Below are 17696 nucleotides of genomic sequence, written 5' to 3' on the forward strand. Positions count from 1 at the left end.
AATTTTTAACACGGAATGTCACTGGGCACCTTTTTGCTGAAATGATTGTTTTTCGGTGTTTTGCACCCCATATAAAGACATTTTTCTGGCCTAGGATCGTTTTCCACGGCCCCTCGCCAACATTGTTTCAAAACTACTTTGGTGTGGTTAAACTTCGTCAAACGTGTGCTCGACCTGCCTCCATGCGTCCGCCAGATGCGCACGCAATGCGCCCTCAGCTGAATCGGGGTCTCTTTCCATGATGGCGTCTAGGATGTCCTTATGCGCGTAATAATTACGCTCGTTTCGATCTGGCAATCGTTGCATTTGCCGCCAATATTCACTGAGCCATTCAATGAAGGATTTGTGTATCGCTGGAAAAATAGAATTCTTCGGAATCGTATACAATATTGCATGGAAGGCCATGTCGGAATCATAGAACCTTTCCGAATCTTGTATGCAGGTTTTATTATGCTCTAGGGCGCTTCGTAGCTTCTTGATGTCCTCGGTTGTTGCCTCTAATGCGGCCATTCTGACAAGACTGGCCTCGACGAATGTGCGAATTTCAAACAGCTCTTTCACCCCCCCAGGGCTCATGGTCAGATGTTTGACCATACCCCCAAGAACGTCAACAACAGTGCTGTATTTTGGCTTGCGTATGATGGGGCGGTGGCGCGGGCGGGTCTCTATCAACCCCTTGCCGGCCAAGATATTCACGACTTCTCGCCCAACAGTTCTACTGACAGAAAATTGCTCAATTATTTCTCGCTCTGCAGGGAGCATGTCTCCATCCTGAAGTTCGCCAGAATAGATTTTCTGTTCCAAAACAGCAACGATTTTATCCGCCGCGCGTGTATGGCTTTGTTCGCCAATCATAGGTGGAGCGTTGGGTTTTAGGTTCATACTTTCTTTTTTCACAATCAGAATTACATGACAAGGGCCTGTTTTTCGTCATACAAAAAATACAAATTATATCCAATTTTGCATAGTCTTGACTAATCAATCTATTTTAGGCATACAAAAAGCAAGGGAGAAGCAATGAATTCGATAATTTCAATAGATGTTGACCATTTCAATCTGCCACTGGCAGAAGTGCTAAGCGATGCAATGCATGGGGATCATACTCATTTTGAATTAATCACGGTTCGCCTAAAAACATGTGACGGCACTGTTGGCACTGGATATACCTACACCGGTGGCAAAGGCGGCAGCGCAATTAAGGCGATGATCGAGACCGACCTCGTTCCCTTTTTGATGGGCAAAGATGCAACAGATATCGAGACCCTAAATACGCAAATGGATTGGCATATCCACTATGTTGGACGCGGTGGGATTGCAGCTTTTGCTATATCTGCGGTCGATATTGCCCTCTGGGATGTGCGGTGTCGCCAACAAGATATCCCCCTATTCAAAGCGGCAGGCGGGGTATCAGATAGATGCAAAGCATATCGCGGTGGAATTGACCTAAACTACCCATTACCCAAGCTTTTGAAAAGCGTGCAAAGCTATCTGGATGCTGGATTTAATGGTGTAAAAATAAAAGTTGGAAAATCCGATTTAGGCGAGGATATCGAACGCGTGCGGGCTGTACGTGACCTTATCGGCCCAAATATCGCATTTATGGTGGATGCAAATTACGCGCTTGATTTTGAGCGCGCTAAGGCTGCGGCGATCGCATTCCAAGAATTTGATATTCTTTGGTTCGAGGAGCCAATGATACCCGATAACTATGTCGGATATGGCGATATAGCGCAGACCACAGGATGCCCACTGGCGATGGGTGAAAATCTTCATACCATTCACGAGTTTGAATACGCATTTCGCGATTCCAGGCTTTCGTTTGTTCAACCTGATGCATCTAATTGTGGTGGCATAACGGGTTGGCTTCGGGTCGCCAAATTGGCCGACCAACACAATATCCCCGTCTGTAGCCACGGGATGCAAGAATTACACGTCAGTCTAGTTTCCGCGCAACCAAATGCTGGCTGGATTGAGGTGCACAGTTTTCCAATCGATCAATACACAACTCGGCCATTGGTGGTGGAGGACCATCTGGCTGTTGCCTCCCCGAATGCGGGGACCGGTGTGGCCTTTGATTGGGAGAAACTTCATAGCACACATGATAATCAAGTGTAGACACTATGAAAAAATTTAACCTAAGGGAGAAGAGACTATGAAACAAATAACAAAAGTTGCGTTGGCTGCAACGGCATTTGCCGCCAGCACGCTTACAGCTTCTGCAGATGTGTTGAAATTTGCGCATGTCTACGAAACGAGCCATCCTTTGCATGCGGCGGCATTAGCCGCGGCCGAGCAGTTTGCAGCGGCGACAGAGGGGCGTCACTCTATCGAGGTATTTCCAGCATCTGCACTTGGTAAAGAGACCGCACTAAATGAAGGCTTGGGCCTTGGTACGGTGGATATTATTTACACAGGGGCCGGTTTTGCCGGCACGATTTACGGCCCTGCTTCAATGACAGATTTCCCATTCACCTTGCGAAATATCAAACATTGGGAAGCGTACTACGATAGCGATCTGTTTAAAGATGTCGCAGAGGGGTATACTGACGCAAGCGGCGGCAACCAAATCGCTTCGGTAAGTTACTATGGTTCTCGTCACGTGACCGCGAATAAACCGGTTTTGACACCAGAAGACATGAAAGATTTGAAGATCCGTGTCCCCAATGCGCCGGCCTATGTCTTATTCCCAAAAGCAATCGGCGCGAATCCAACGCCAATGGCCTTTGCTGAAGTTTACCTCGCTTTGCAACAAGGTGTTGTTGACGCACAAGAAAACCCATTGCCAACAATTCAGGCGAAAAAATTCCACGAAGTACAAAGCAACATCAACCTTACAGGCCATATCGCCAACTCGATCTTTACAGTTGTTTCCGGTATCACAATGTCCAAGCTAAGTGATGCGGACAAAGAAGCATTGGATGCCGCATTGGATGCGACAGCGGATCAATCTACCGCAGCAATTTTAGAAGCAGAGGCAAATCTTGTTGCTTGGTTCCGCGAACAAGGCATAACAGTAAACGAAGTTGATCGCGCGCCATTTATTGCAGCGGTTGCGCCAGCATTAACCGCTGGTGACTTGCCGTTCAGCGATGACCTATACAACGGCCTTCAGGCTATTCCCGACGCGAAGTAATTCTTAAAGACAACAATTAAGTTGGCCTTCTTTTGCAGGCCAACTTATTATTTTCTAGAGGAGGGAATAATGGGCGTTGATAACATCAAATCGTTGATTGACGAACTAGAAGAGGTTTCCGATGACATCTCGGATGTTCGCTGGATGGACATTCCGGTTTTGGGGGTGTTTTCTGTTCTTTTCTTCATCGTCGCTTTGCAATTTTTCACACGATACGTTTTAAATGACAGCTTGGGTTGGACAGAAGAGATTGCAAGATACCTTCTTATCCTACTTGGGTTCATTGGTGGGATCACCTGCGTTCGTAAGGGCAAGCACATCTATCTGGAATTCATTTTCGGGTACCTTCCTCGACAAATCATCAAACCAATTGTTGTTTTGACAGAAGTTCTAGTCACGTATTTCTGGGGATACTGTGGCTGGCTAGCGATTGAATTGGCGCAAAAATCACGTAGCAATATGGTGTCGATCGACCTACCAAAGGCCTATGTTTATTACATCGTTTCTGCCGGTTGCTTCTTCATGGCGCTGTTTGCCGCGCTCAAATTCCTAGAAGCTGTACGAAAACCATCGGATCAAGTTGCTCGAGAAAAAGCCGAAGCCCAAAGCGAGGGAATATAATCATGGCACTTACTGTATTATTCGTACTTTTGATTTTGTTTTTGCTGTTTGGGGTTCCTGTCGCGGTGGCGCTTGGCCTGTCTTCTTTGGTCTATATTATGATGTCGGGTTTGCCTGATGTTTTGCTGATCCACACCATGAGCGGCGGCATCGACAGTTTCCCACTCTTGGCGATCCCCTTCTTTATTCTTGCGGGACACTTAATGAACACAGGCGGCATTACCACCAAGATCTTCACATTTGCGCGGGCCTTGGTGGGCTGGTTGCCTGGCGGTTTGGGGCATGTCAATGTCGGTGCCTCAGTGATCTTTGCGGGGATGTCTGGCGCCGCTGTTGCTGATGCTGGCGGATTGGGAAATGTCGAAATCAAAGCGATGCGCGAAGCAGGGTATGACACCGATTTTTCAGTGGGCGTAACCGCCGCATCTTCGACAATTGGGCCAATTATCCCTCCATCATTACCCTTGGTGATCTATGGGGTAATGGCTGGGGTTTCTATTGGCGAATTATTTGCCGCGGGCTTGATACCGGGCTTACTTATGGCGTTCTCCTTAATGATCATGGTTGCCTACTATGCACGCAAGCGGAACTATCCCAAGGATGGCGGCATAGATCTATGCAACATTTGGCGTACGTTTAAGGATGCGTTTTTACCACTGTTGACCCCGATTATTATCGTGGGGGGCATTGCCACAGGTATATTCACCCCAACCGAGGCGGCAATCGCGGCAGTTTGCTATGCGATGTTCCTTGGCTTGGTTGTGTACAAATCGTTGAACTGGAAACATTTGGTTCGGGTTTCGATTGATACGATTGAAACATCTGCCTCTATCTTGATGATCATCGCCAGCGCCGCCGTTTTCGCATGGATTCTGACCTCGAACCAAGTTGCCGTTCTCTTGGGAGATGCGTTGCTCGGCATGACCTCGAACAAACAAATCTTGCTATTAATTATGATGCTAATGGTTCTGGCAATTGGGCTATTTATGGAAACCATTGCCGCGATTACTATTTTGGTCCCCGTCCTTTTACCTATTGCACTTAAGGCGGGAATCGATCCTGTTCATTTGGGTATACTGGTCATCCTGAACCTGATGCTGGGTTTGCTAACGCCACCCGTTGGCATGGTTTTGTTCGTTTTGTCAGATGTGTCAGGTGTGAAATTTAGCCAATGCGTCAGGGCCACAATGCCATTCCTTGTTCCATTAGTTGCTGTTCTATTGATGATTGCATTCATCCCAGAAATCGCTCTTTGGTTACCCAATTACGTTTACAGATAAAGGGGCTAAAGTTACCCTTCGGCATTCGCACCTGTGTGACGCCCCTACTTTTACAATGCCCACTGGCACATGATCTCGCTATGCCTGCACTGATGCCTGATATTTGTTTTCCGACCGCTATGTCTATGGTATAGATCATTCATGCGCTCTTCCATCCTGCCGTTCTTCCCTCCTGCTGATGCCCGTATGCACGAGGTTTGCGGTGCTGGGGCATATGCTTTCGCTTTTATGCTTTCAGCACAGCTTGGCGGCCCGTTTATGTGGGTGCGCGAAACTTGGGAAACGGATCAGATTAATCCAGATGGGTTTGCTGACTTTGTTGAGCCCACCGACCTGACGATCTGTCATACCAAGGATCAAACCACGACCCTAGCCGTAGCGGAAGAAGCACTGCGATCAGGGGCCGTTGCACTCGTCGTGATGTCGCTGAACAAACCCTTGGGGCTAAATGCAGGGCGGCGCCTACAGCTTGCGGCAAGGGATAAGAAGTCGACGTGTTTAGCCATTATCCCCGAAGGCATGGGCAGCAATGCAGCAGAAACACGGTGGCGCTGCAATCCGGTTTTTGACCCAGAACTACACCTACAGGACTCGACACTGCAAAATTGGGAACTTATAAAGAACAAATCAGGAACATTAGGTGTTTGGCATGTTCGATGGAACAAAGCGTCGCGTTGTCTCGGTATGGTTTCCCCGGCTAGCAAGTGACCGGGTTCTGCGGATGAGCCCAGTGGATGGCCCGTTTGCGCTGACCCATAACCAGAAGAACGCCAATCGGTTATATTGCCTGAATTCCACCGCAACAGAACAAGGATTGCAACAGGGTATGCCCTATGCCGATGCCCGCGCATTTTGTCCGGCCCTGCAAAGTCGTGTAGCAGAGCCCGCACTGGATCAGCGGTTTTTGAAAATCTTACGCCGCTGGGCCACACGATATTGTCCCTGGGTAGGATTAGAGGGGCAAGACGGTCTGGTAATGGATATCACCGGCTCTGCGCATCTATTTGGTGGCGAGGGCAGGATGCTAATGGATATGCGCGCAAGCTTGATGCGTACGGGGCTGTCTGTCAAAATCGGATGCGCGGATACGCGCGGGGCGGCATGGGCCTTGGCGCACTATGGCGAAGGGGTTGCGGCGGTAGGTGACACCTTGGCTGCCATAAAATCCTTACCTGTGGCAGCATTGCGGATCGAGGATAAGATGTCGATCACATTACAGCGTTTGGGCTTGCGTCGCATTGGCGATTTGGCACATGCGGCGCGTGCGCCACTTACCCGTCGTTTTGGGCCTGCGCTTTTGTTACGGCTTGATCAGGCCTTGGGAACACAAGCGGAAGAAATTTCTCCTTATTGCGACCCTCCACATTATGCTGCACGTATTTCACTACCTGAACCTATTGGTTTGGTGTCGGATGTGATGGCCGGAACCGAAAGGTTGCTTGCTCAGCTCTGTACAAAACTAAAAGCACAAGAGATGGGCGCGCGCAAACTATGCCTCAGCCTGTATAGGGTTGATCAGGATCATCAACAGGTTGAGCTACGCTTGGCACGCCCCCTGCGTGATCCACACCGTATTTTGCCTCTTTTCGAACGTGGTCTCAAAGAGATCGATGCGGGCTTTGGCATTGATCGACTCAGGCTAGAGGCAACGCAGATTGAATCCCTACAGGCACAACAAATCAGTCATGTGGCAGATGGGCGAAAGGACAAGCTGGATGATTTAATCTCACGCCTTGGCACCCGAATTGGTCTTGATAATATTCGCCGCCTGCTGCCTGCGGATAGCCACATCCCAGAACACAGCTTTATCGTGGCCCCCGCCGCCTATTCAGACCCGGCCGGAAATTGGGTCAGTATGAAGCCACGCCCGATATGCTTGTTCCCACCCGAATTTATTACAGCCAATGGGCCACGACCACCCAACCGATTTCGATGGCGGCGGATGCCTTTGACCACCGGCCGCGCAACCGGGCCTGAACGCATCACGCCGGAATGGTGGCTAGAGAATGAAAATTGGCGGTCGGGTGTGCGCGATTATTGGTTTGTGGAAACCATGCAAGGGCCGCGACTTTGGTTATTTTATACGCCCCAGAACCCAGGCTGGTATGTACAGGGGGAATTCGCATGATTGAAAGAAATCATACACATCGCCCCATTGAGGTGTTCAATCGGAACGTGGTGGAAACTCGCACACAAAACCAAGACTATGCCGAACTGTGCGTCACAACGAATTTCACGTTTCTAACTGGTGCATCCCATCCAGAAGAGCTGGTTCTGCGCGCTGCAGAGCTTGGTTTATCCGCCATTGCCATCACGGATCATAATTCATTAGCCGGAGTTGTACGCGCATGGAGCGCATTGAAGGAATTGAACCGTGAAACAGAGAAGGCATTGCAAGTGCGCTCTCACCATCAACAGGATTCATCCTCTCGACAACAGGTCGGGCACAATAGGCCCATTACAAAACCAGCAAAGATGACCCTACCAAAACTGATTGTCGGATGCCGCCTTGTTCTGCAAGACAGCACTGTTAATTGGATCGCGCTACCGCAGAATCGTGCGGCCTATGAGCGTCTCAGCCGCCTACTGACCAAAGGTAAGCGGCGCGCAAAAAAGGGGCACTGCATTCTCTATACCAAAGACATTACCAAGGCTTGCAAAGGCATGATCCTCATCGCCCTACCCCAGGGGCGCCTAACCAAAGCGACTTCGGATATCCACACAATCGTTCAACAGTTTCCCAGTCACGTCTTCCTGGGGGCTGCTCCTCGTTATGACGGCAGCGATCAGGCCTATCTGGCGGCTTGCGCCCAATTGGCCCAGCGAACATCTGCGCCATTGGTTGCTGTTGGGGATGCATTGATGCACCACGCCAAACGTCGGCAATTAGCCGATCTGCTGACCTGTATGCGCGAACATATCACCATTGATAATATCGGCACCCGCGCCCTGCCCAACGCCGAAAGACGACTAAAGGCGGGGGCAGATATGGCACGTCTTTTCCGCGATCACCCGGCAGCGCTGCGTCGCACCATAGAAATCGCAGACAGGTGTAGCTTTGATCTGGGTGAACTATCCTATGAATACCCGCATGAGGAAACAGAGGCCGAAACACCACAGGAACGTCTGGAACGATTGGCGAAGGAAGGATTGAAACGCCGCTATCCTGACGGCCCGCCGGATCGAGCGCTGGAGCTGATGCAAAAAGAGCTAACCGTGGTCAAAGAGTTGAAGTTTCCAGCCTATTTCTTGACCGTGCATGACATTGTGCAATTTGCCAAGTCACAGGGCATTTTATGCCAGGGCCGCGGGTCTGCGGCCAATTCCATCCTGTGCTACCTTTTGGGGATCACCGATGTCAGCCCAGATATGATTGCCATGGTGTTTGAGCGTTTTGTGTCAAAATACCGTGGCGAGCCACCGGATATTGACGTAGATTTTGAACACGAACGCCGCGAAGAGGTGATCCAGTGGATTTATAAAAAATATGGGCGCCACCGTGCCGGGCTATGTGCAACGGTGATCCACTTTCGTACCCGTGCAGCCATCCGAGAGGTTGGGAAGGTCATGGGGCTTAGCCAAGATGTAACCGCAGGGCTGTCTAGCCAAATCTGGGGTATGAGCAACGGCGGTATCGACCTTGATCGCATGCGCGAACTTGGCCTTAACCCAGACAATCGCCGCCTGATGCAAACCATCCGATTAATCGGCGAAATTATCGGTTTTCCCCGACATCTGTCTCAACATGTGGGGGGATTTGTCATCACCCGCGGGCGATTGGATGAATTGGCCCCGATTGAAAATGCCGCCATGGAAGATCGCACCGTCATTTGCTGGGACAAGGATGACATCGATGCCTTGGGCATTCTTAAAGTAGATGTGCTGGGTCTGGGCATGCTGACGTGCATTCGAAAAGCCTTTGCCTTGATGGAACATCACGACGGGCAAAGCCTAAACATTGCAACCGTCCCCCAAGAGGATAAACCCACATATGACATGCTGTGCCAAGCTGATGCGGTAGGCGTTTTTCAGGTAGAAAGCCGTGCGCAGATGAATTTTCTGCCCCGAATGCGACCCCGAACCTTTTATGACCTGGTGATCGAGGTCGCCATCGTGCGCCCCGGCCCTATTCAGGGGGATATGGTTCAGCCCTATATCCGTCGCCGCAATAATCAGGAAAGATCTGAACCCTTTGGCCCTGCATTAGAGAAGGTCACGAAACGCACATTGGGCGTGCCCTTATTTCAAGAACAGGCGATGCAAATCGCGGTTGTGGGGGCTGGATTTTCTGCGGAAGAGGCGGATCATCTGCGCCGTTCATTGGCTTCGTTCCGGCGCATGGGAACCATCGGCACATATCGGGACAAGTTCATCAATGGTATGTTGAAAAACGGCTATAGCCCAGAAATCGCCGAGCGCTGTTTTGGGCAAATCGAAGGGTTTGCTGACTATGGATTTCCGGAAAGCCATGCCGCCGCTTTTGCCATGCTGGCCTATGTCTCGGCTTGGATCAAATGTCATCATCCAGCCGTTTTTGCCTGTGCCTTGTTGAATTCCCAGCCGATGGGTTTTTATGCCCCTGCACAAATTGTGCGTGATGTCCGTGAACATGGGGTAGAAACGCGCCCCATATGCATAAATCATTCGGATTGGAATAACACGCTAGAGCGCCGCCCCGACGGTGCTTTGGCGTTACGGCTGGGGTTTCGCCAAATCAAAGGGTTCAAGGAAGAAGATGCCAAATGGATTATCGCAGCGAGGGGTAATGGCTATCCAGACCCAGAGGCATTATGGCTACGCGCAGGGTTACACCCGAATGCATTGACGCGACTGGCCGAGGCCGATGCTTTCACCGATGCTGGGTTAACGCGCCGCGCCGCACTATGGCAGGTCAAGGCGATTCAAAGCCCCAAACCCCTACCGCTTTTCAATGACCCGATTGATGGAGAGATCGTGCGTGAGCCCACTGTTCACCTGCCGAACATGCAACTGGGCGAAGAGGTCGTCGACGATTACGTCTCAATCCGGCTAAGCCTGCGTGCCCATCCCATGGAGCTGTTGCGCCCGGCACTTCCAGGGCTTGTGACGCATGCTTCTTTACAAGACATCGCTTTGGGTCATTATAGCGTCTGCGGCCTGGTTATCACTCGGCAACGCCCAGGCACGGCATCGGGTGTGATTTTTCTAACGCTTGAAGACGAAACAGGGGTCAGCAATATCGTTGTCTGGCCGAAGGTTTACGAACAGTTTCGCCAGATTGTGATGGGCGGGCGGCTACTGCGCGTAACGGGTTATCTACAGCGCGAAGGCATCGTTGTGCATTTAATTGCTCAAAAAATTCAAGACATGTCACATAAATTATCGGAACTGGGGCACCCACAAACCGAAGCGCTGACCACCGAAGGTTCTCGCACCGACGACACCCCCAAAACCGCGCGTTACCCCACCAGTGCTATGCACCCTCGTGATCAGGCAAAACGGCTATTCCCAAGTCGAGATTTTCACTGAGCAAAACATGCGCGTAATTTTCGGCATCGCTGCGATTATACGCAGGATAAGAAATATGCCCTGAGCCTCAGCGCAATATTTTTTCCAAAGCAGGCACTCGAAGGGGCAATCTAGCTTCACCGTAGATTTTCAACGATGGCCACAGGTTACCATTCCCCGCGTGGACAACGCGAGAAATTTAGGTGCTCAAAAAAAACTTCTGGACTCAATTTCATTTTGTCGACACAGTGTCGACAATAATAACTTCAACTGCAAGGCTTAGTCCCATCGTGGCGAAACAAGAAACATCTTCGACTTTTCAGCGTGGCGCGGCGTCGGGTGAAATTTATCGCGTTCTACGCGATGAAATCCTGACACTTCAGCTTGAGCCCGGGAAATCACTAGACGAGACAAGCCTTTCAAAGCGATTTTCTGTTTCCCGATCTCCTATCCGCGAGGCGCTCAATCGCTTGTTGGCTGAACGATTGGTAGAAACCCTTCCAAACAGATCAACCATTGTCGCACAGGTTGAACTGCGCAATTTTCCAGCACTTATTCAGGCACTGGATATCCAGCAACGTCTTGCCACACGTCTCGCCGCGCAAAATAGGCTAGAAACAGATTTACCTCGACTAAGAGAGTTGGCTGATGTGTTTAACGACAGTGTCGGCCAAGCCTCACCTCTGACAATTTTGCAAGCGAATTTTGCATTTCACATTGCCGTCGCAGAGGCGGGGCGCAACCCCTATGTCACACGGCAGTATCGCGAGTTGCTATCTGAGACGCGGCGTCTTTTGCATATCCATGTCCAGTTTCTCGACAACGCCGATCGCGTAGAGGTGATGCGTGATCAGCATCATGATTTTGTCGATGTCATTGAAGCACAAGATATCGCAGCAGCTGATGCCATTGCCCATGCGCACACAATGCAGTTCCATGACCGGTTTCTCAAGGCGCTGCGATATGCGCCGGAGGCTAATTTTGATTTGGGTCTCACAATCCCAGAGGGCCTTTAGATGAGTTCGAAAATCAAGAAAATCAAAGTTCACACACATTGTAATGATCTGGGTGGTAAGATCTGGAACCCATCAATCCGCTGGACAAACAAATATGCAGTTTTTGTCACACTTAACGACAGTGCAGGCAACGTCGGTATTGGTGAGTGCTGGTGCTTTGATACCGCACCAGATGCATTGGTTGCGTACTTACGCACAGAGGTCGCCCCACATTTCCTTGATCAAGCACTAGCGGATGTACCCGTTATTGCACGTGGCCTATTCGAAAAAGCAACACTCACCGCGCGCCATGGGATGCTTGCTTCTGCGTTGGCCGGGATCGATATCGCAATGTGGGATCTTACAGCAGGGCACGAGAACACCCCCCTATGGCGCTCACTGAATAAGCAGGGTTCTGGAGCCGCTCATCTTTATGCCAGCGGTGGATTGTACGGCGAGGGGAAATCTGTCGATGACCTCTGCAAGGAAATGTCCTCTCAGACGGCGCGCGGGTTTGCACTGACGAAAATGAAAATAGGCGCTCTATCGTTGCAGGAAGATACGGCGCGGGTCAAAGCCGTCCTTGCAGCTATTCCAAAGAGCACAAAACTCATTATCGACGGCGTTTATAGTTATTCCTACGAAGACGCACTGCGCCTATTTGAGGCGCTCCCGGCAGAAAGGATCGAGGCGTTTCAGTCCCCCACCAAGGCATGGGATTACAAGGGGATGGCGCATCTGACGAAGGCAGGCGTGCCCGTTATGGCAACGGAGGCTGAATATCGGCCCGAAATACATGACCGGCTTATAGAAGACGTTGGCGTAGCGTTTTTACAGACAGCACCCGTTGCCGTCGGGGGACTGACCCAAGTTGCAACACTTGCAAGCAAGGTGAACGGCACCCAAACGCGCCTATCGCTTGAGGTTTCCTCAACCGCCATTGCCTTGATGGCGGCCATACACGCAGCAGCAGCCTACGTCGAAGTTGCCCATGTGGAATACCATACGGTTCATACAGTTTTTTTCGACTCGCTAGCATTGGAACGCCGCAAGGAAGAACCGTTCCGAATGGCCCCGCCCAACAAGCCAGGCCTTGGTATTTCGTTACCAGAGCACAAAGTTCTGATGGCATTCGAGGAGACGAGCAACACCTCACCATAAGATGCCGCATGAAACGGCACGCAACCAATCACAACACTGGAGACAAAGATGAAAACCAAACTTACAAATCTTCTGACGGCAGGTGCAATCGCATTTGGATCAGCGACGGCCGTTCACGCCCAAGATCAAGGGCTTCTTGACACGATCATCGAACGCGACAGCCTATTGTGTACCGGCCACAATGGCAGCTATCTCGGCTTTGCAGAGGTAGATGGCGCAGGCGAATGGCAAGGATTCGACATCGAATTTTGCAAGGCCCTCGCTACCGCCATTCTGGGCAGCCCTGACAAACTTCAGATCATTCCCCTCAGCTGGGCACAGCGATTTCCTGCCATCCAATCCGGCGACATCGATGTGATTATTAAAGTCACGGGCTGGACTATGACGCGCGACACCGAATTGGGTCTCCAATATTCGCGACCCTATTTTATTGGCCCATTCTATGTCATGTCCAAGACCGAGCTTGGCGCAACGGGCATTGCGGATCTTGAAGGAGGCGTATTCTGCGTAAACGCAGGAACTACGGTTGAACGTGTTCTGACAGATTACATGGAAACGAATGGAATCGATTATGAGCCACTTGCGTTTGAAAAGGGCGAAGAGCTGCGCGCCGCTTTCTACGCCGGCCGTTGCGATGCGATTGCTGGTTTTGGGCCGTTCCTATCTGCCACCCGTGTAAATGCCGATAATCCTGATGATTTTGAAATCCTTGGGGATGTGTTGGCACTTGAACCAGAAGGCATTGTCGTAAAGCAAGGCGAAGATGACCTATTGGACGTGGTCAACTGGATGGTCAGCGCTTTGTTGATGGCCGAAGAGAATGGCGTCACACAAGCAAACGTGGATGAGATGAAGGCCAATCCACCTACCGCATCAGTTGGGCGCCTGCTTGGCTCAACCCCGGGGGTTGGTACACGTCTGGGGCTCAGCGATGATTGGGCCTACAATGTAATCAAGACCGTTGGTAACTACGGCGAGATCTATGAACGAACAGTAGGCGAAGGATCACGCTACAAGCTACCACGTGGGTTGAACAACCTATGGAGCAACGGCGGTCTACTTTACCCGCTTGTTCTTGACTAAACGATTTGGCCCGGGCGATAGAAATTGCCCGGGCTATTTTATATGGATAGGGGGCGCTATGTCACAGCTATTTTCATCTCAAAAATTCCGCAGAACCGCACTTCAGGGTGGTTTCATTCTGGGCGTCGTTGCACTGATTGTATCTACAGTCTTGGTTGGCAAGAGCAACATTGCGGATCAAGGTATGGCAACCGGATTTGGCTTTCTTGAACAGACCACCGGCTGGCCCGTTAACTTCTCTATTATAGAGGTCACAGGCAGATCGACATATGCCCTTGTTCTATGGGCAGGCTTGCTCAACACCATGCTCGTTGGGTTTCTGACCCTCATTTTCGCCACTATACTTGGGCTCGTGCTGGCATTGATGCGGGTGTCGTCCAACACATTGATAAAACTGGTCGGCGCAAGCTACGTTGAGGTGTTCCGCAATGTCCCTGTGATCCTTCAAGTTTTCTTTTGGTATGCGATCCTAACGCATCTACCGAGCCCAAAGCAGGCCTATTCACTTGGCGAGTCCTTCTATCTGTCCAACCGCGGCATTATGATGCCTGCGCCCGCCTTATCAGGGGGGGATGTATTGTGGCTCACAGCTTCGGTCATTCTGGCCGTCATATTTCTGCTCCTAACCCGCAAACACCTGCAAAGTGGCCCAAGGTGGGCAATAGCCGCCGGTGCCATCTTCATCGTGTTCTGTATTTTACTTCTGACCGGCCGGGAACCAGATAGCGCCCTGATCTCTGTACCACAGCTGAAGGGCCTGCGCTTTGTAGGCGGTATAACACTCAAGCCCGAATTCACCGCTCTTCTCGTCGGCCTGACGCTTTTTGGGGCCTCCTATATCGGTGAAATCATCCGTGGCGGTCTCCTGTCGGTCGATCGTGGCAAATTGGAAGCTGGCCGCGCTTTGGGCTTCTCAACGCTCCAAATCAATCGCCTGATCCGCATCCCGTTGGCCTTTCGTGCCATGCTTCCCTCCCTTACAAACCAGTACATCTGGCTGATGAAGGGCACAACTGTTGGCATCGCAGTGGGCTATCCAGATTACTTTGCCATTGTGTCGACCTCGATCAACCAGAGCGGCCAAACGATGGAACTTTTGGCATTGTTGATGGGGGGGTTCATTCTGATCAACTATTCTATCGGCTTCCTCATGAATTTACTGAACGAACGCATCAAGCTGAAAGGGAGGAATTAAACTATGGCAATAGAAGCTCAAGCGCCCCCACCAAGCGCAACGGGGCCGGCTGTTTGGCTACGCAAACATTTCTTTGCGACATGGTACGACACTGTATTCTCTCTGGTCTTTGCCGTCCTAATCTACCTCGCCCTGAAGGCCTTTATCGGTTGGGCATTTGTCGACGCAATCTGGCGGGTTGAAAACAAAGACCTTTGTACTCATGATGCAGGTGCCTGTTGGGCCGTGATCGAAAGTCGCGGGCGCCTGATCCTGTTTGGATTATACCCCTACGAGGAACAGTGGCGCTCAACACTGGCATGCCTTGCGGTGATCATCACGATAGCGCTGTCTTGCCTGCCAAGCTTTTGGTCTATCCGACGTTTACCAATCCTTTGGATCGCCGGGTTCGCGACATTTGTACTTCTAATGCGCGGCGGGTTTGCTGGCCTTGAATTGGTTACATCAGAACAATGGGGCGGCCTGTCTCTAACAATCTTCATATTCTCCGCGGTTTTTGTTATTGGCATGCCGCTGGCTGTGTTGTTTGCTCTGGCGCGGCGCTCTAGCCTGCCTGTCATCGCCAAATCCTTTGGCTTTTTCATCGACATTGTACGCTCCCTACCGCTTCTAGCGCTGCTTTTTGCAGCAGCAGTTGTCGTGCCACTTCTGGTGCCCGACTGGTTACAGGGAAACAAGTTGATGCGGGTGGTAATTGCTTTCGCGATCTTTTTCGCCGCCTATCAGGCCGAGATTATCCGCGCAGGTCTGCAATCCATCTCGCAAGGACAAGAAGAGGCCGTTGCCGCACTTGGCATGCCCTATTGGTCACTGGTGATAGATATCCTATTGCCACAGGCCTTTCGCAACACCCTGCCCTCGACCATCAATCAGGCGGTGATCACGTTCAAGGAAACGTCCATCGTAACGATCATCGGTTTCTTCGAGGTCATGGCCTCGGGCAATGCGGCAATCGGAAGCGGTGAATGGGGCAACCAATATGTCGAGGTCTATGTCTTCCTCGCCCTTATCTATTTTGTTTTTGTCTTCGGACTGTCACGCTATGGTGCGTGGCTAGAAACCAGAATGAGGCTCGGCCATGCATAATTCAGCAATCTCAATTCATGGACTGGAAAAATACTATGGTGATTTCCACGCTTTGAAAAACATCACCCTAGAGGTGCCCGACAAACAGACCTTGGTGATCTGCGGCCCGTCCGGGTCGGGAAAATCTACTCTAGTCCGTTGCATGAACGGATTGGAAACCTATCACTCGGGTACGCTGAAGGTGCTGGGATTACCCATCGGGGATGATACCAAGGTAATGGATCAGGTGCGCAAGCGTGTCGGTATGGTGTTTCAAAATTTCAATCTGTTTCCACATCTAACCATTCTGGAAAACTGCGTATTACCGCAGATCCGCGCGCTAGGGCGGGACAGAACGGCCGCGACACGCGAAGCACGTGAACACCTACAGAAGATGCAAGTAGATATCCACGCAGAGAAATACCCAGATCAATTGTCAGGTGGCCAGCAACAGCGCGTCGCACTGGCCCGTGCTTTGGCATTAAAGCCTGAAATTATGCTGTTTGACGAACCCACCTCCGCCCTAGATCCAGAAATGATTTCCGAAGTTCTTGAGGTGATGCAGGAGCTGGCCCGCGCAGATATGACCATTGTCTGCGTTACGCATGAGATGGGTTTTGCAAAAGCGGTTGCAGACCGTGTGATCCTAATGGCAGAGGGTGAAATCGTTGAAGAAGGCACACCCGAGCAGATGTTCAACAATCCGCAGCATCAGATTACCCGAGATTTCATGGAGGTGGTGAACGGATGAAATTCATAACACGCGAAACTTTTGGCCCAGTCACGGACTGGAGCGTTTTTACCAAGGCCATTGATGCGGGCCATGCCTTGCCAAAGGCAGAGGTAGAGGATGTCTTTCTAGGGCCGCCAGGGAATACCCTCCTTAGCCGTGCTGCCCACATTAAAGGGATCGGCTTTGGCGTTAAATCTGTAACCGTGATTGCCGAGAACACCCAACGTGATCTGCCAAGTGTGCAGGGCGGCATGATCGTTTTCGATGAACAGACCGGCACCCCAACCGCGCTGATCGACAGCGCATTGATCACGGACATCAAAACCGCCGCTGATTCCGTGCTCGGGGCCCGTTATCTCGCGCGCCCAGATGCAAAGCATATGGTCGTCCTTGGGGCCGGCAGCGTGGCAGGCAACGTCATTGCCGCCTATCGTCAAATGTTTCCAGATATTGAACGATTTACGCTTTGGAATCGCACCCATGCTAAGGCTCAGGCCCTTGCTGAAACCTTGCAAAGCAAGGGTTTGCCTGTATCTGTGACACGTGATGTTTCAGAGGCTGTGTCAAATGCTGATATTGTAACCTGCGCGACAATGTCCATCGACCCGGTTTTGAAGGGCAAGTGGCTCCGCCCCGGTACTCATGTCGATCTGATTGGCGCATTTCGCGCAGACATGCGAGAGGCCGACGACGACGTTCTAACCCGTGGGCAAATCTACGTTGATAGCCGTGACACAACGCTTGCGCATATAGGAGAGCTGAAAATCCCCTTGGACACAGGCGTGATAACCACGGCCGACATTCTTGCGGACTTATATCAACTCAAGGCGACCGGACCAAAGGATCGGCATCCGGACAGCATCACAGTTTTCAAGAACGGTGGTGGCGCACACCTTGATCTGATGATCGCAAATGCAATTCTCCAATTGAAGGCTGAATAGTC

General features: G+C 51.1%; 15 protein-coding genes. 14 read left to right on the top strand and 1 reads right to left on the bottom strand.

Going from position 1 to position 17696, the window contains the following annotated elements; all coding sequences use genetic code 11:
• Positions 1–147: 147 nt before the first annotated feature.
• The gene (locus tag QQL62_RS12420) at positions 148–882 is read right to left on the bottom strand and encodes an FCD domain-containing protein (RefSeq protein ID WP_284379763.1); all 735 of its coding nucleotides are present in this window, start codon (positions 880–882) and stop codon (positions 148–150) included.
• 135 nt (positions 883–1017) lie between these two features.
• On the opposite strand from QQL62_RS12420, the gene QQL62_RS12425 reads away from it, so the two are divergent.
• The 14 genes from QQL62_RS12425 to QQL62_RS12490 all read left to right on the top strand — a co-directional run bounded on the left by QQL62_RS12425 (position 1018) and on the right by QQL62_RS12490 (position 17694).
• On the top strand, positions 1018–2115 hold the full coding sequence (locus QQL62_RS12425) for a mandelate racemase/muconate lactonizing enzyme family protein (protein ID WP_284379766.1): 1098 nt from the start codon (positions 1018–1020) through the stop codon (positions 2113–2115).
• 37 nt (positions 2116–2152) lie between these two features.
• Positions 2153–3133 (top strand): sialic acid TRAP transporter substrate-binding protein SiaP, encoded by a 981-nt coding sequence (locus tag QQL62_RS12430; RefSeq protein ID WP_284379768.1) that lies wholly within the window; start codon positions 2153–2155, stop codon positions 3131–3133.
• A gap of 69 nt (positions 3134–3202) precedes the next feature.
• A complete protein-coding gene (locus QQL62_RS12435) occupies positions 3203–3754 on the top strand; it encodes a TRAP transporter small permease (protein WP_284379770.1) in 552 nt (183 codons plus the stop codon).
• A 2-nt stretch (positions 3755–3756) separates the two neighbouring features.
• Positions 3757–5034, top strand: coding sequence for a TRAP transporter large permease (locus QQL62_RS12440; RefSeq protein ID WP_284379771.1), 1278 nt, complete (start codon positions 3757–3759; stop codon positions 5032–5034).
• A gap of 141 nt (positions 5035–5175) precedes the next feature.
• The gene (locus tag QQL62_RS12445) at positions 5176–5742 is read left to right on the top strand and encodes an ImuA family protein (RefSeq protein WP_284379774.1); all 567 of its coding nucleotides are present in this window, start codon (positions 5176–5178) and stop codon (positions 5740–5742) included.
• Positions 5684–7162 (top strand): Y-family DNA polymerase, encoded by a 1479-nt coding sequence (locus QQL62_RS12450; RefSeq protein WP_284379777.1) that lies wholly within the window; start codon positions 5684–5686, stop codon positions 7160–7162. Before QQL62_RS12445 ends, QQL62_RS12450 begins: the two co-directional genes overlap by 59 nt.
• Complete coding sequence (locus QQL62_RS12455) at positions 7159–10542, top strand: error-prone DNA polymerase (RefSeq protein ID WP_284379779.1); 3384 nt, start codon at positions 7159–7161, stop codon at positions 10540–10542. Before QQL62_RS12450 ends, QQL62_RS12455 begins: the two co-directional genes overlap by 4 nt.
• 269 nt (positions 10543–10811) lie before the next feature.
• A complete protein-coding gene (locus QQL62_RS12460) occupies positions 10812–11537 on the top strand; it encodes a GntR family transcriptional regulator (RefSeq protein WP_284379781.1) in 726 nt (241 codons plus the stop codon).
• Positions 11538–12677: an enolase C-terminal domain-like protein gene (locus QQL62_RS12465; RefSeq protein WP_284379783.1), complete on the top strand. Its 1140-nt coding sequence runs from the start codon at positions 11538–11540 to the stop codon at positions 12675–12677.
• A gap of 48 nt (positions 12678–12725) precedes the next feature.
• Positions 12726–13760, top strand: a complete 1035-nt coding sequence (locus QQL62_RS12470; protein ID WP_284379785.1) for a transporter substrate-binding domain-containing protein — start codon at positions 12726–12728, stop codon at positions 13758–13760.
• Between the two features lie 58 nt (positions 13761–13818).
• Positions 13819–14955, top strand: a complete 1137-nt coding sequence (locus QQL62_RS12475; protein WP_284379788.1) for an amino acid ABC transporter permease — start codon at positions 13819–13821, stop codon at positions 14953–14955.
• Positions 14956–14958: 3 nt separating this feature from the next.
• Positions 14959–16041: an amino acid ABC transporter permease gene (locus QQL62_RS12480; protein ID WP_284379789.1), complete on the top strand. Its 1083-nt coding sequence runs from the start codon at positions 14959–14961 to the stop codon at positions 16039–16041.
• Positions 16034–16771 carry an amino acid ABC transporter ATP-binding protein gene (locus QQL62_RS12485; protein ID WP_284379791.1) on the top strand — a complete coding sequence of 246 codons (738 nt, stop codon included), beginning with the start codon at positions 16034–16036 and terminating at the stop codon, positions 16769–16771. Before QQL62_RS12480 ends, QQL62_RS12485 begins: the two co-directional genes overlap by 8 nt.
• Positions 16768–17694, top strand: coding sequence for an ornithine cyclodeaminase family protein (locus tag QQL62_RS12490; RefSeq protein WP_284379793.1), 927 nt, complete (start codon positions 16768–16770; stop codon positions 17692–17694). Before QQL62_RS12485 ends, QQL62_RS12490 begins: the two co-directional genes overlap by 4 nt.
• The last annotated feature ends 2 nt before the right edge of the window (positions 17695–17696 follow it).

The sequence above is a fragment of the Amylibacter marinus genome, assembly GCF_030160015.1.
GTDB classification, from domain to species: domain Bacteria; phylum Pseudomonadota; class Alphaproteobacteria; order Rhodobacterales; family Rhodobacteraceae; genus Amylibacter; species Amylibacter marinus.